The organism is Vibrio ulleungensis, assembly GCF_016900875.1.
GTDB lineage: Bacteria > Pseudomonadota > Gammaproteobacteria > Enterobacterales > Vibrionaceae > Vibrio > Vibrio ulleungensis.
This window is the reverse complement of the sequence record NZ_JAFEUM010000001.1, coordinates 197,777-211,497: the sequence shown is the minus strand read 5'-3', so window position 1 is coordinate 211,497 and position 13,721 is coordinate 197,777. Positions and strand designations below refer to the sequence as shown.

The following is a 13,721-nucleotide window of genomic DNA, read 5'->3' as shown; positions in this document are numbered from 1 at the left end:
ATCCTTTTACATTATTGAGTTAGGTGCGAAGCAGTATGACCAAAATGACGCTTAAATTCACGGCTAAATTGCCCCAAGTTGTTGTACCCGACTTTATAAGCGGCTTCAGACACACTCAATCCTTGCCATAAATAACTGCGCGCCTGTTTGAGCTTTTGGGTTTTTATAAAGTGTAGTGGCGTATCGTGCATCACCAGTTTAAATTTTTCATGAAAGCTCGAATGCCCCATGTTCGCCAAACTAGCCAGCTCGTCCACGGTGAAGTGCTGTTCGATGTTCTGGGTGACATGTTGTACGACTCTCGACATGGTACTTGCATCCTTCGTTTGATGTAAAAGACGCAACAACTGCCCAGCAGGCAATGGTGACAAAAGCCGGTAGTACAGCTCGTCGAGCAGTGATTCACATAGCACCTCCCGCTCACTCGCATCATCGAGTAACCACGAAAGACGCAGTAAAACCATCCATAGTTTGTCATCTAAATCCATCGCAAAATGATCGTTGGGGTTGTTGCTTTGACTGTATGACGACGCTCCGCGGCTCGATTGCAGTTGCAGTGCAACTTTGGTCATTCGGTCTGGGTCGAGCAGCAGTACCAGGCAACTGATCGGATGTTCTGCACTGATCATGTCTTTTTGGCACTCCACCATAGTGGGTGACAAATTGGAAAATAGAGTCCCCAAAGGTTGCGCATATTCTTGCTCGGCAACTTTCAATACTCGCTCACCTTGCAGACCCACAATCGCCATAGGTTGATACAACTCGTCGACAGGACACCCGCGACGACTATTGCGATAAACAAACATCTCAGGAATTGGCGTCTGGTGGAATCCATCAAACTGCATATACGGCTTAAATCGCGACTCAAGCTCTCGCAATGATTGTGTCTGTTCCATCAAACTGCTCCAGTTAACATTTGTGTAACCAATATACTATGTAAACGTTACCAAAACTACAAATTGGAGTTTTGTGTAAAAGACTCAGATTTTCGTGCATTCATCCCTCTAGGCGGTTTTCTTAGACTGAGGCCACATTCCTTGGCCAGTTCTCTGAGCCTTAGGATTTCAACCCGTTACTTCAAGGATCGAGTATGAAACCAACAACCGCACTATGGTTAACTGTTGGGGTGTTCAGCGCACTATTAACAGGCTGTAACTCCTCCAGTTCGCCCAAACCCGAATCAACACCCAGCGCGTCAATATCCACGGCGACCTGCGAAACAGAGCTTACACAGGGTCGCTGTGTGGCCAGCACCGATGGGGTCAATGATCGTGGTTACTATGAGTACATAGCAGACAGCGTTACCGACGAATCACCTGCACTATTAATCAGCCTGCACGGCTTCGGAAACAACATTGATTTCGTGACTGAGTTCGCGCACGGAAAGTCGTTGAGTGAGGCGCAAGGGTATGTCTATGTCGCCCCTCAATCTTTTAAACAGACCGACGGCGGAAGCGCATGGAATGGCCCGACAGCGTGCTGTTGGTTTGACCGATTCAACCCAGCAGGTGTGCCCGAGCCAGACGACAAGGCATTTCTAAAGAACATCATCGACCAGCAAGTTGCAGACAACAACGTCGATCCTAATCGCGTGTTTATAATGGGTCATTCTAATGGCGGATTTATGGCGCTGCGAACCGCGTGCGAAATGTCTGAAAAAGTGACTGCGGTAGTGAGTATTGCAGGATTAATGAGACCTGATGTTGACCAGTGCCAACCGGAAAACCCCGTCTCTGTTTTGCAGATCCATGGTGAAGCAGACCAAACCGTTTCCTACTTGGGCAACACCTTTAACGCGCGTCTTTTGGCGATGGCTAGCGCCGACGCTGTAGTGGGTCGTTGGGCGCAAATCAATCAGTGTGATGCTACCCCGACAGCTAGCAGCACGATTGATTTGACCGAATCCGATGTGGTCGGTGGCATTGGTGATCCAAGACACCCATTGCTCCTGACAACACGACAAGCACAGGTCTCTCAATATCAGCAGTGCGCCAACGACACCAGTGTCCAGCTCGCCACCATAGAGCAAGGCACCCATGTACCTGAGTTTATTGAGTCGCAGTTTATCGATCTGGTTGGACGCTTTTTAGAGGATTACGGCACTCGTACCATCAGTACGGTTACCGACGTTGCCGACATGGCAGAGCCTATCGTTTTTGATGTGCAACATTACGCCATTACACCGCTTAATCGCAAAGCCTTGTCACTAAGCAGTCCTTCGGAGGCATTTGGCATCGCAAAAATGACGCGTGTTAACGACGACACGGTTCACTTTGAGCTCAACCTCTACGATATTGACCCGGCGACCATTACCTCAATTGCTATCAATAGTGATGCTAACGGTAATGCTGATAGTGAACTGATCGAGCTGTTTGCTGGCACCTCGTACGCTTTCCAAGGTCAAAGTTTGTTTGGCTTGGCGGCACTGTCCCAAACTGCGTTTGATGCCGCCAATCAGCCCTATTTGCTGATCAAAACCACCAACAACACCGCAGGTGAACTAAGCGGTAACATTGTCTTTGATCGTGCGCTGCTACCCACTCAGCAAATGGCCACCCTGTCAGGTGGAAGTGGTGAAACTGCAGACGTCACGCTGTCTTGGAATGGCCGTGGCAACATGAGCTACTCTCTCGCGCTCGAGGGTGTTGATAGTAATAACATCACTTCTATCACCATAAACCCAGTTGGCAGCGATGAGGCTGTACTCAATTTGTACCCTATCCCATCTGGCTTTCCAGATCCTGACGACTTTGCGGGTATCAACGCAGTGAAACCTGAGCTAGAAGCGTTGTATGGAAGTGTAGACTGGGTTGGAACCATTTTAGATGATGGCGGCCTGCAATTTGTGAGAAACAGTGCCACGTCGGCTGAACTGTCTTCTACGCTTGAAATAAAATCGGGCACACAAGGCGTGTACGAACAGATGCTTGCTTACCCAGAGCTGTTTGAAGTGATTGTCGATACCAACGCGCAATCGGCACAGCTAACTGGCACTCTAACGCCATAAGTAGCTTAAACCTTTGAGTAGCATTACCCTTTGAGTACTAATGATTCAGCGAGCAGCTAGCCTGCTCGCTTTTTTATTCCGCTGTTGCCAATTCAAAACAGATGGCATAGAGCTGAGTGATTCCAGGGTAAATCTCTCCGATAACACTGACTAGCTCATCTAATGTCATATTTTCTTGCTTCGCGTGCTCGATGGTTAAGTCCTCCAGCCGAATAGGCTCAACCGACAGTATTTTTAAGTCGCAGAAATAGCGGTCGTCTTCAAAGGTAGAAACCGGCACGACGCTGCCGACTTTATAGGCTTTTTCAGCCTCATCACGTAAGGTGATGGTTTTCTTGCCAGCAACAATATCGTGCTCAAATCGTTCGAAGAAGGTCATTTTAGATAGGTACATTGTGTGCTCACTGTATAGGTCTGAAAGGACAGGTTAAGTGGTGACATTTAGCCGCAGTTTTGGCCATTGACTGAGCCAGCGCTTTGCGACAATACGCTGCTCAACCACAGTAATATCTCGTTTGGGGTTAGGGGTAACCTGCAACGACATCAGAGACTCGAAACCAAAGGCCGACACACACTCGTATTGCTGGTGTGGGAGCTGACGAATAGCGACTGCCGTTTCAATTTCCGGCCAATAACGCATGGCATCTATCGAACTGGTGTAAGGAGCGTCACCGTTTTGTGCATGCATCCTAGCTTGGTTTCGAACCTGCCAGTTAACGTCCGGCATCCAGTGCGAAAGCAACCGCTCGTAGTGATACTCCATTTCCGCTGAGACATTCTCAGGATCGTAATAAATCACGTCGATGTCATTGAGCGGGGTCGACGATTCAACGTGGTGCAGATGGTCCCACACTAAGTTGCGTATAAATCCTGCAGCTATATAACACTCTGGCAACTGCAGGCGAAATACACCCTCTAAGGCTTTACATCGGAGCGGATCGTTTTTGACCCACTGAATTATTTGCTGCACCAGTCACCTTTTAGTTGGTTTACGCGCGTCGACCTGCGACAATCATACCGAATTTAATCTCAGGCAACTATTATGAAATTACTCGTACGCAATTTGGCTCGTACAACTGCAGAGCAAGATCTTCGCGTGGCATTTTCTGCACACGGAACCGTCACTCACTGCAACCTAGTCTTAGACCAAGAAACCGGCAAATCTAAAGGTTTCGCATTTGTGGAAATGCCAGAAGAGGCAGAAGCAAAAGCGGCACTTACGGCCTTAAACATGACGTCGATGGACAAAAGCACGATTCGAGTGAAACAGGCTAAGGACTAACTCTTAGGCGATATTTGTTGGCAATACGATGACAAAACCGGATATTCAGACAACGATTGAACGCTTCACTTGTATTGAAGAGGCGCTTGATTACTTTGATATTGGTTACGACAGTCAGTTTATCAATGAATATCGCTTACCTCTGACAAAGCGATTTAATGGCTATTTGATCCTAGAGAAACCCGACGATTGGTTTTCAGCTAGGCGTGCACTGAAAAATGCTTATTGTAAAATCCAGCGTGGCCGACTGGACAAACACACCCGTCAAGCGTGTACTGGATGCACCACCTGCCAAAGACGCTAGCTCTCTTTATTCGTTAAGTATCACCACTTCATTATCCAGTCTCTGCAACAGTGGCTTTAACTGAGCCATATTGATGTCTAGCGTAACTGCATTATCAAACGGATGACATTGGGCACTTTTGCAGTTCCACACCGATGACGTCACTAACAGTGTAACTTGATGTGGCTGCGCGTTAAACATGTCCAATAACGATACGCGACCCGGTGCCGACTTAAGAAATGCTGCTAGTCGATCATTAGACGCCAAACTTAGTCGTTTTACCTCTAAACGTAGTGCAAGCGTTGCGAGATCCAATGGATCATCGTCCGCTCCGACCCATAACCAATGACGCTTCCCCTTACCATCACGCAAAAATAGGTTTTTTGTCGCCAAACCCGATATCTTTACATCCAGTTGATTGGCCTGATGAACCGTAAACACTGCAGCATGGTCGTAACGCTGATACGACACATGTTGCTCAGTAAGAAATTGAATAATGTCCATGAGTCCCTCCTCTTTCATTAAATCAGACCTCCGAAAACGAGAAAAGGCACTTTTCAACTTTAATCAGTCTCTAAGTGCCTCTTATTACCAATAGTTACGAGAGCGACTCTCTACCAACTATTAGGCATTCGCATAACGTAATGAGTGCGCCGCTAGCTCTGTTTTAAGCCCCATAAGCAGTGTCACACACATCAACAGCAAAATAATAGTAAATGGTAGCCCTGTCGAGATTGTTCCCGCTTGGAGTGCCTCAATGGTTTCTGTTCCACCTACCCAGAGTAACGTACCCGCAATAGCCCCTTCTGTCGTCGCCCAGAATATTCGCTGCGGGACAGGAGCTGTCACCTTGCCACCGGCGGTAATACTGTCTATTACCAGCGAAGCTGAGTCTGAAGAAGTGATAAAGAAGACCATGATCAACGCGACAGAAAGCAGCGACAATAAGTTGCCCATTGGCATCGCATCGAAAGTATGGAACAGGGCTAGCGTGATGTCGTTAAGGCCATTTTGCCCCAACTCACCCACTTGATTTGCCAACTGATCAATCGCCATACCACCAAATGCCGCCATCCAAAGAAAGGTGATAAGAGTTGGTATAAAAATCACGGCAGATAAAAACTCACGAACAGTGCGTCCCTTCGACACTCGCGCGATGAACATACCGACACAAGGTGACCACGAGATCCACCATGCCCAATAGAATACCGTCCAGCCGTGCATCCAAGCTTCGTCTTCTCGGCCATACGGATTACTGAGCGGGATCATGTTTGTCACATACCCACTCACCGTCGCCCAAAGTGAATCAAAAAATATTGAAAACCCCGCCACAATCATAAACACCAACAGAGCAAATGCTGCCGCTAAGTTGATGTTACTCAGTATTTTAACTCCGCCATGGATGCCGCGGATCACCGATACAATCGCCAATGAGGTCACAAACACCACAATGGCCAGCTCAACTTGGACCGTCGCATCAAAACCAAACACATGACTTAATCCACTTGCCGCTTGCTTTGCGCCTATGCCCAAAGACGTCGCGAGACCAAACAGGGTCGCAAGTACCGCTAGAATATCGATGACATGTCCCATCCAACCCCACGCACGATCACCTAAAATAGGATAGAACGCAGAACGAATCGACAGCGGCAATCCTTTGTTGAAGGCAAAAAACGCCAACGACAAGGCCACTACAGCATAAATTGCCCAAGCGTGGATTCCCCAGTGGAACACACTGGCTCCTAACGCTGCTCGTTGTGCTTCTTCTGTAAACGGTTCAACAGCCAGAGGGGTTTCGTACCACCCTGTATAATACGCTGCAGGCTCCGCAACTCCGTAGAACATTAACCCTATACCAACGCCAGCAGCAAAGAGCATCGCTATCCACGACACATTAGAATATTCTGCTTTGGCATCGGCTCCACCAATACGGATTTTTCCGTAAGGGGACACGATCAGCCCTAAGCAAAATAAGATGAATATGTTACCTGCCCACATGAATAGGGTGTCAAATTGACCAATGATGCTCCATTTAGCACCATCGAGGACGGCTTTAGCGGTAGAAGAGTCGGCGACCAAAAGGGCCGCTAAGAAAAGAAAGATGAGTCCGGCGCTGGCGCCAAAAACAGGGTTGTGAACGTCAAACCCCCACTTTGTAATGTTGTCTTGACCAACTTTATAGTCGGTGTTTTCTATACTGTACTTATCAATGCCTCGAGTCATGGATCCTCTAGTGTCTTGCAGACACAATTAAAAATGAGCCCGAAGTATACCAATCCATGGTCCAGTATATTATCTGTGCTGTAAGCAAACCTCACTAAGTGTTTACAGAAGTTTCTGCGCCTCTTTCCCGTCAAACACCTTTGAGGCTCATTCCATCACATACGTAAGTCTTGAAGCCGCAATTAACCAGCATTAAGACCTAGCGCCTGGCAAGCATTTTGATAAGCGTCCAGTAACTCTTGTTGCCTAGGGATTTGAGCAATCACGTCGGGCTCTAGGGGGACATTTTTTAAAACTTTTCCTGAGAAAATGTTTTTAGAGTTATCACCAACCAAGCGTGCTCCTGTTTTGTCCATTATGGTGTAGGACTCGCTAAGAGGCTGTTTAAGATCCATAAAGTCACTGATTTGAGCCAGAGTATCGGTCGGGTTATCTCGCACCGCTGACGCGCGAAAGCACATTGCACGGCTCTTATCGCTTAATGATTGATATATTTCACTCAGGGAGTTGGCACGCTGGATATAGTAATCGATAGCACCTTCGTAGGTTGCATATTCGTGCTCTGGTTTATTCTTTTTGTATAACTTGACCGTACTCACTACCGTTTCAAAAGGCTCACGTATGGAGAAAAGCAGCTTAACAGATGGATGATTGACTATGGCTTCACTCACGTGATGACCATCGTGCAGCACCTTATCAAAAAAGATCGACTGAAACGGCTTATTTGGGTTTTGCTCCATATACTTCAGCTTTTGGCGATACAAACTTTTCCAGCTGTAATAACCAATATGCATTTCGTAGTAGCCGCTAACCTGTGGATTACTGCCAATCAAATGAGACACAAGGCTGGAATTAGAGCGCATGTGACTTAACAACAACACATGCTTTGCAGGTAATAGAACCTTGGCATAATTAATCACAGTATTCACAGACTCTCCTTCTTTGGTAAAACCACCCGTGCTGATTACGCTGCACCAAGTGATGGAAAAATTCCCAAAAGAGAGGTCGAATTCAGGCCTGCTCTTTGGGTGCAAGAATAGGAGAAAGTGTGGGACTGTAGATGTAGCAAAACTAAGATCAGTCGATCTGAGAACCTATATTCACTTTAGTTTGAATATTTGTCTCATAAATGGAGTTAATAGTATTAGCTGGCTGAGTGCACTCCCGTCACAAATCGGCAATGCCCAGCTCTTGTTGTTTTCGTTTACTCAATCCTTTTGCAACCAACTTATAAGACTCGGATAAATAGTATCTTAAGTCCTCATCCAATTCTCCACTGGTGTTGGTCTGCTGGATCCATTTCATCCCGCGGTTAGCAAAATACGGTGCGGGAATATAACCGTCATGATCGCTAAGAAACTGAAAATTTAAGTCTGAGGTTTTAAAGGTGAAGGTTGCTTGGCTGGCTTTGCTTGTCCCGCCAATGGCAAATACCTTCCCGCCTACCTTCCACACCTGCGCATTCCCCCATTGGACGACGTGTGTGGTTGCTACAAAGCTTTTGCAAAACTGATTAAACTGATCATGATCCATGGGTAATATTGACTCCGTTTGGTCTGTTTGGATAAAGGCTTTATGGTTCTACACACCCAACAATGGCAAGTGCTTAACACGTTTGTAAGTAAGTGCTAACTCTAAGCAATGTGTAACGACCGTATGTGAGGGTAATGCATCCATCTTGAGGACAATCGCTCGGTTTCCTTCAAAGTTCAAGCAGTCAGAATAGATCTCTCGAAATGTCTCGACCAACCTAGTTTGGCAATGAAACAGCAACTGACACTGCCCTGGACTTCGGTCACTCCAGTCTAAACGCACCGGGCTTCCCGACTTAACACTGTAGCTAGGTTGCCCCCATTTAAGCTCTTCTGACACAGGCCCCAGATCGTGTCTGGTCGCAATATCAAAAATGCATTGGCGCATTTCCAGTAACAGCGTTTGAGCCTCTTCAGAAAACAGTTCAAACGCTTCTTCTACTTTAGGGGGCATCACTTATCCCTCGCTCCACGAGCCTTCACCACAAATTTTACCACTACAGCTACATTCAAGCAGAGAATCCACTTAAGTCCAATGCAACTTCATTCCCGAGCCAATAGGCAAAGCGGGTGTGATCAGCATAGTCATCCCCAGTATCGGCATGGACAAGTATGCTAAGAGATTGTCGGTGCTGGTCGAGCCAAGGAATAAGCTTATCGAACTCTGAGCGGCTAAACAGAATTTGGCAGCTCCACATTGTATGAGGACCAACAGGCTTTTGATGAACGCGACCTACCTGCAAACCAAGCTTTTCTCTAGCCGCTTGGCATAAATCCTGTGCAATGGCCAAAGTCTGCTGATCAAAATAAACGTGAGCATGATAGTGCTGATGAACGTTTATGGGTCGGTTGGGTGACGGCATTAGTACTCCTTAAAAATGCATTCAATCCTTATAATCTATCGCCAATGCTAAGCTTTCTTCACATATTTGGCCGTGATCATCATCTCACCCGCACCGTCGACTCTACAATCAAGTTGATGGTCTTTACCTTCAACAATGCGGCGTATTTGCGCTTTGGTGCCAATTTTTATTACCTGTGAACTGCCTTTCACTTTTAGGTCTTTTGCAACCGTCACCTTATCGCCTTCTGACAACAATGTACCATTGACATCCTTTACCATCGGTTGTTGTTCTAACTCATTAGGATCCCACTCATAAGCGCACTCTGGACACACCAAAAGACGTTGGTCTTGGTAAACATATTCTGACTGACAATTTGGACAACTAGGAAAGGACATGATGGCTCTCATTTCATTGGAATGAGTAAGACTACTCATAAATGTAGTTAAGTCAAAGAAGGCTGTTATGGGGTTCATAAAAGTTGGCAATCATCTGAAAATAGATAAAAAAAATGCCTAGCTCAAAAGCTAGGCATTGATTGTTAGTAGCAAAAAGCCACCAATCTAACAGATAGATTATACCAATCGGAGTAATTAACTGGTCAGAAAATTGTGCCGGAAAAATCGCTGAGAGCAAGGCAAAGATTGCCGTAGATAGTTGTTCTACCTACAAAATCTTTAACGCCGCTATTAGCGATTTTAACAAGCAAGAATGATCAGTTAATTGCTTTGGTTGGTATTATAGCTCGATAGTGACTTTTTCACCGTCGATGACTAGCTCAAGCGTACTACCGTTTAATTGGTAAGATACGTCCGCTGCTACGCCATTTTTCTCTGGTACTAATAGCGTCAATACATTGTGCTCTTTAGCGGCAGAAAACTCAGTTTCAACATGGCGGTGGATTTCGAGATCTTTAAACTCGTACGGGTCAACCTCACCAAAACCTTCAACGTTCTTAATTGAAGTGATGTTGTCAGCGCTGTCGTTAATGAAAGACACGTTAAGCGTGGCTTTTTCGCCAACAATCTTGAACGATTTGTCTGAAGTCTCAGTGCTGAATGTGGTGTGCATTAGCCAAGTCAGGTCTTTTTCAGACTCAAAGCTTGCTTTGTCTTGCATTACGAAGACTTTACCTTTTGCAAACCAAATCTTACGCTTGTATGACTTGATGTCTGGAGTAAAGAACTTGTACGACGCAGTCGCATCACCTTCAACAAACTTCACTTCTGACTCGGTATCGTAGTCAGTGATGTTGCCGCCTGCTTCGATACAGAAGCGATCTTGGTGACCTTCAAACTTGGTGTTCTTATTCTCGCCGTATTGGCCTTTACCACCAAACAGTGGCAAATTTTTAGAGAACGTTTGACGACGCCACTTAGTGTGCATGTCTACACCAAAACCACCGTAGTAACCAGTGATAGACGCAAGCGTCTCGCCAAACGCGTGCAGCGTAAAGGCATTTTGGTCACCGTGTGAGTGGCTGATAGAGCCAAATGGGCTGCACTTGAAGACCATATGAATGTGCTCGTCACGCTCACACATCTTGTTGTGGAACGCAGCCCAACCTGTGATTGGGAACACTTTCAGTAGTGGATCATTTGACGGTGCTTTCTCTTCTGGTGCATCCCAAAGGATGTTGAAGCGAAGATCGTCGTAGCCAAAGTCCCACCAACCGAAGTTGTAGAATTTAGTGTGCGCTTCAGTGTCACGACCTTTAAGCTGGTTGTAGTACCAAACGTACTCTGGCTTTTGGTTTACGCCAGCGTAATGCTTGATGTTGTATGCCAGTTTAAGTCCTGGGAAATCACCAATGGAAGACTGGTCACAGAAGCTTGCGCGCTTTGAGTGAACAGGCATGCAGTAAAGTGGGAAGTCGCCAGTGTTTTCGTAGAATGTTTTGTTAAACATGTCTACACCACAGTACGCTTTCAATAGGTCAAACGCTTCGCCTAGGAATGCAGTCTGCGTGTTCCAGTAGTCAGGACCTTCAGCCCAACCACCATCTTCACCGCCCCATGGTGGGTAGTGTACTGCGTAGTATTCTAGTGCGTAAGCGATGTACTCGCCTGCTTTCGGGTGATCGTGATAAAGCGCGATACACGTTGGGATGATAGCAGAAGAAATTGAGCGAACACCGTGGCTGTTTAGTGGGTTGTTAAGTAGATCAACGGTCACTTTCAGGTGGTGCATGATTTCGTCTAGACGCTCAATCAACGCATCTTGAACTTGCTGACGCTCTTCGTCTGTAAAGTAAGCGTGTAGCCAGTCGTAACCCCATGCCATTGCTGCAATAACGCGAAAAGCCGCTTCATCGTTGTAACCGCGAGACGTTACACCTTCTGGATCGTACGTCGATAGCTTCAACGTCCACGCTTTCGCTTTTGCGATAAGCTCGTCGTCTTCTTTAACGATACCCGCGATAGACAAGTTACGCGTTGCGTTCATCGCCATTTGGCAATCAACGTACATTTGACGCCAGTAAGGACGCCACAATGATGCTTTACCAACAGTCTCTTCTGGGTAAGGCTTTGGCTCTTCGTATGGTGCGGTATCAACAAACTTCTGAGTTGAGTTTTTGAAGAAATCGTCAAACATGCAGTATGAAGGGTCAGCCTTCACTTTTGCTTTAAAGTCAGCCAAGTCTGCAGACTGAACCAACAAGCGTGGACGAGCCTCAGATAGGGTATCTAAGAAAGAGAGGTCGAAGTCGCGCTTTTGCACTTCGATTGGCAGCAAATCAACTAAGTTACCTGCTGAGGTATCATTTTCTAACTTCATCGCTCTAATAGCGTCTAACGATTTTTCTGTACTCATAAGAACCCTTTACATATCTAAATATGGATGCAAATTCACCGTACCGGTGTTTATATGACTTATTGTATTACAAAACGACAATAACAATAAAGCATAACCGACCAAATTGAGATCTCAGTACGAGAAATAGTCAGTCATACCCCTTGATTTCGTAGCAACGCTTATAGCGTAGAAGAGTAAGCGTAAGGATCAAACTGAACTGCGAGAAAGTGTAACCAAACGTGACAAGGAGACTAAAGATGTGATTTGGTATGAGTATTGACTCCCGAGTTAAATGCATCTCGATTCAGCGTAATTGAAATAGTGATATGGGATGGTCTGGAATGAATATTTACCAGCATTATTAGTGGATTACGATTTACTTTATCGATAACGTATACGGATAATGATAGGAAGACATAGAAGGATCGACGAATAACGATGGCAACCATGGAAGAGCTAATTGCGCAGTACACAGGTGCAAACGAAGATTCGCGTTTAACGCGGCAATACATCGCCCAACTTGAATACGACACCACTATGCACAAGCTGCGGCCTTACTTACAAAACGCTGAACATGTTTGCGAGTTAGGCGCGGCAACGGGACGTTACTCGTTAGCCTTTGCCAAGATGGGCTGTCATGTCACTGCGGTGGAATTAGCGCTCGATCAGGTCAACATCCTTAAACAAAAAGCCGCCCAGCAGGGCTTTGAGCTGACCATCCATGAAGGTAATGCTTGCAGTGTTCCCTATATTTCCGACGAGTCGCAGCACGTATGCGTCATTCTTGGGCCACTCTACCATCTAAAGACACTGGCAGAGAGACAACAAGCTCTCAGCGAGGCTTATCGAATGCTCAAACCTAACGGCCTGCTCGCTGTTGCCTATATTTCTTCCTTTTTTGTAGCCGGTATGTTCGCACAGCAATGTCCAAAGTTAATCACTCCAGACGTACTGTTGCAATTGCGCCAAAGCGGTACTGTCTCTGACCCACGCGCTGACGACTTTTTCAAGGTTGGGTACTTTGCGACCCCTAGTGAAATAGAACATCTAATTTCTGAGGCGGGATTTTCGGTGAATGAGCATATTGCGACTGATGGGTTTGGCCGCTACATCGCCAAGGGAGTCAATCACTTTTCACCCGAGCAATATCGAGCCTGGCGAGATCATCATTTTGCTACCTGCAACGAACCGACTCTTCTCGGCTCAAGCAATCACGGTTTAGTCATCGCAAGAAAAGTGGGTTAAAGCATTGGTAAACGAGTACCTGAACATATCACTATTGGCCCAATGCCCAGATGAAGCCAACAAGATAGCCATTTGGTACTACGATGAATGGGCGCAACATGCCCCAGCTGTCACACTCGATATGGTGCTTAAAAACGTCCGAGAGAAAGCCGCCAATAACAGCGAACTCCCAATGGCGTTAGTTTGTCATATCGACAATGTGCTGGTTGGCGCATTGGAGCTCAAAATCAGAGAGAACAAACACTATCTTGACTATGAGCATTGGGTGGGTGGGGTGTACACGCACCCAGACTATAGAGGCAAAGGTATTGCCAGTGCGTTACTCACGCGCGCCAAACAGCAAGCGAGCGCGATTGGTGTACATAGACTATATCTACAATGTGACAATCAATTAGTCTCGTTTTACACCCAGCATGGCTTTACACAGGTACATGCTGCTGAAAATGATCTATCGACCAGCATCATGCTGTGGACGCAAATACCATAATGTTGAGTGGTGGTGGATTCTAGA

The 13,721-nt window shown here is 46.3% G+C and carries 16 protein-coding genes; 5 read left to right on the top strand and 11 right to left on the bottom strand.

What is annotated here, in order from left to right; all coding sequences use genetic code 11:
• Positions 1-11: 11 nt before the first annotated feature.
• On the bottom strand, positions 12-896 hold the full coding sequence (locus tag JQC93_RS01035; RefSeq protein WP_205156620.1) for a helix-turn-helix domain-containing protein: 885 nt from the start codon (positions 894-896) through the stop codon (positions 12-14).
• Between the two features lie 194 nt (positions 897-1,090).
• On the opposite strand from JQC93_RS01035, the gene JQC93_RS01030 reads away from it, so the two are divergent.
• On the top strand, positions 1,091-3,007 hold the full coding sequence (locus JQC93_RS01030) for an alpha/beta hydrolase family esterase (protein ID WP_205156619.1): 1,917 nt from the start codon (positions 1,091-1,093) through the stop codon (positions 3,005-3,007).
• A gap of 73 nt (positions 3,008-3,080) precedes the next feature.
• Here JQC93_RS01030 and yqfB read toward each other — a convergent pair whose 3' ends face one another.
• Both yqfB and JQC93_RS01020 read right to left on the bottom strand, forming a co-directional pair.
• Positions 3,081-3,386: a N(4)-acetylcytidine aminohydrolase gene (gene yqfB, locus JQC93_RS01025; protein WP_205157344.1), complete on the bottom strand. Its 306-nt coding sequence runs from the start codon at positions 3,384-3,386 to the stop codon at positions 3,081-3,083.
• A 48-nt stretch (positions 3,387-3,434) separates the two neighbouring features.
• Complete coding sequence (locus tag JQC93_RS01020) at positions 3,435-3,980, bottom strand: nucleotidyltransferase family protein (RefSeq protein WP_236009317.1); 546 nt, start codon at positions 3,978-3,980, stop codon at positions 3,435-3,437.
• Between the two features lie 69 nt (positions 3,981-4,049).
• Here JQC93_RS01020 and JQC93_RS01015 point away from each other — a divergent pair, with 69 nt between their 5' ends.
• Both JQC93_RS01015 and JQC93_RS01010 read left to right on the top strand, forming a co-directional pair.
• Entirely contained in the window at positions 4,050-4,289 is a 240-nt protein-coding gene (locus JQC93_RS01015) for an RNA recognition motif domain-containing protein (RefSeq protein ID WP_205156617.1), read from the top strand.
• A gap of 28 nt (positions 4,290-4,317) precedes the next feature.
• On the top strand, positions 4,318-4,593 hold the full coding sequence (locus JQC93_RS01010) for a nitrogenase-stabilizing/protective protein NifW (RefSeq protein WP_205156616.1): 276 nt from the start codon (positions 4,318-4,320) through the stop codon (positions 4,591-4,593).
• Between the two features lie 6 nt (positions 4,594-4,599).
• Here JQC93_RS01010 and JQC93_RS01005 read toward each other — a convergent pair whose 3' ends face one another.
• From JQC93_RS01005 to JQC93_RS00970, 8 genes are all read right to left on the bottom strand, one after another.
• The gene (locus tag JQC93_RS01005) at positions 4,600-5,076 is read right to left on the bottom strand and encodes a YbaK/EbsC family protein (RefSeq protein WP_205156615.1); all 477 of its coding nucleotides are present in this window, start codon (positions 5,074-5,076) and stop codon (positions 4,600-4,602) included.
• A 120-nt stretch (positions 5,077-5,196) separates the two neighbouring features.
• Positions 5,197-6,795, bottom strand: coding sequence for a BCCT family transporter (locus JQC93_RS01000; protein ID WP_205156614.1), 1,599 nt, complete (start codon positions 6,793-6,795; stop codon positions 5,197-5,199).
• A 182-nt stretch (positions 6,796-6,977) separates the two neighbouring features.
• A complete protein-coding gene (locus JQC93_RS00995; protein ID WP_205156613.1) occupies positions 6,978-7,724 on the bottom strand; it encodes a hypothetical protein in 747 nt (248 codons plus the stop codon).
• A gap of 238 nt (positions 7,725-7,962) precedes the next feature.
• A complete protein-coding gene (locus JQC93_RS00990) occupies positions 7,963-8,328 on the bottom strand; it encodes an MmcQ/YjbR family DNA-binding protein (RefSeq protein WP_205156612.1) in 366 nt (121 codons plus the stop codon).
• Between the two features lie 48 nt (positions 8,329-8,376).
• A complete protein-coding gene (locus JQC93_RS00985) occupies positions 8,377-8,781 on the bottom strand; it encodes a DUF1801 domain-containing protein (RefSeq protein WP_205156611.1) in 405 nt (134 codons plus the stop codon).
• 55 nt (positions 8,782-8,836) lie between these two features.
• Entirely contained in the window at positions 8,837-9,190 is a 354-nt protein-coding gene (locus JQC93_RS00980) for a DOPA 4,5-dioxygenase family protein (protein WP_205156610.1), read from the bottom strand.
• 47 nt (positions 9,191-9,237) lie between these two features.
• Positions 9,238-9,567, bottom strand: a complete 330-nt coding sequence (locus tag JQC93_RS00975; protein WP_084888830.1) for a zinc ribbon domain-containing protein YjdM — start codon at positions 9,565-9,567, stop codon at positions 9,238-9,240.
• Positions 9,568-9,907: 340 nt separating this feature from the next.
• The gene (locus tag JQC93_RS00970; protein WP_205156609.1) at positions 9,908-11,983 is read right to left on the bottom strand and encodes a DUF4962 domain-containing protein; all 2,076 of its coding nucleotides are present in this window, start codon (positions 11,981-11,983) and stop codon (positions 9,908-9,910) included.
• Positions 11,984-12,412: 429 nt separating this feature from the next.
• Here JQC93_RS00970 and JQC93_RS00965 point away from each other — a divergent pair, with 429 nt between their 5' ends.
• Together JQC93_RS00965 and JQC93_RS00960 are read left to right on the top strand one after the other, a co-directional pair.
• Entirely contained in the window at positions 12,413-13,210 is a 798-nt protein-coding gene (locus JQC93_RS00965) for a class I SAM-dependent methyltransferase (protein WP_205156608.1), read from the top strand.
• Between the two features lie 4 nt (positions 13,211-13,214).
• The gene (locus JQC93_RS00960; protein ID WP_236009213.1) at positions 13,215-13,697 is read left to right on the top strand and encodes a GNAT family N-acetyltransferase; all 483 of its coding nucleotides are present in this window, start codon (positions 13,215-13,217) and stop codon (positions 13,695-13,697) included.
• Positions 13,698-13,721: the final 24 nt, after the last annotated feature.

Bases quoted from the DNA above. Each gene is read 5' to 3' on its own strand.
- JQC93_RS01035 (WP_205156620.1), bottom strand. From the start codon at position 896: ATGGAACAGACACAATCATTGCGAGAGCTTGAGTCGCGATTTAAGCCG.
- JQC93_RS01030 (WP_205156619.1), top strand. From the start codon at position 1,091: ATGAAACCAACAACCGCACTATGGTTAACTGTTGGGGTGTTCAGCGCA.
- yqfB (WP_205157344.1), bottom strand. From the start codon at position 3,386: ATGACCTTCTTCGAACGATTTGAGCACGATATTGTTGCTGGCAAGAAA.
- JQC93_RS01015 (WP_205156617.1), top strand. From the start codon at position 4,050: ATGAAATTACTCGTACGCAATTTGGCTCGTACAACTGCAGAGCAAGAT.
- JQC93_RS01010 (WP_205156616.1), top strand. From the start codon at position 4,318: ATGACAAAACCGGATATTCAGACAACGATTGAACGCTTCACTTGTATT.
- JQC93_RS01005 (WP_205156615.1), bottom strand. From the start codon at position 5,076: ATGGACATTATTCAATTTCTTACTGAGCAACATGTGTCGTATCAGCGT.
- JQC93_RS01000 (WP_205156614.1), bottom strand. From the start codon at position 6,795: ATGACTCGAGGCATTGATAAGTACAGTATAGAAAACACCGACTATAAA.
- JQC93_RS00990 (WP_205156612.1), bottom strand. From the start codon at position 8,328: ATGGATCATGATCAGTTTAATCAGTTTTGCAAAAGCTTTGTAGCAACC.
- JQC93_RS00985 (WP_205156611.1), bottom strand. From the start codon at position 8,781: ATGCCCCCTAAAGTAGAAGAAGCGTTTGAACTGTTTTCTGAAGAGGCT.
- JQC93_RS00980 (WP_205156610.1), bottom strand. From the start codon at position 9,190: ATGCCGTCACCCAACCGACCCATAAACGTTCATCAGCACTATCATGCT.
- JQC93_RS00975 (WP_084888830.1), bottom strand. From the start codon at position 9,567: ATGTCCTTTCCTAGTTGTCCAAATTGTCAGTCAGAATATGTTTACCAA.
- JQC93_RS00970 (WP_205156609.1), bottom strand. From the start codon at position 11,983: ATGAGTACAGAAAAATCGTTAGACGCTATTAGAGCGATGAAGTTAGAA.
- JQC93_RS00965 (WP_205156608.1), top strand. From the start codon at position 12,413: ATGGAAGAGCTAATTGCGCAGTACACAGGTGCAAACGAAGATTCGCGT.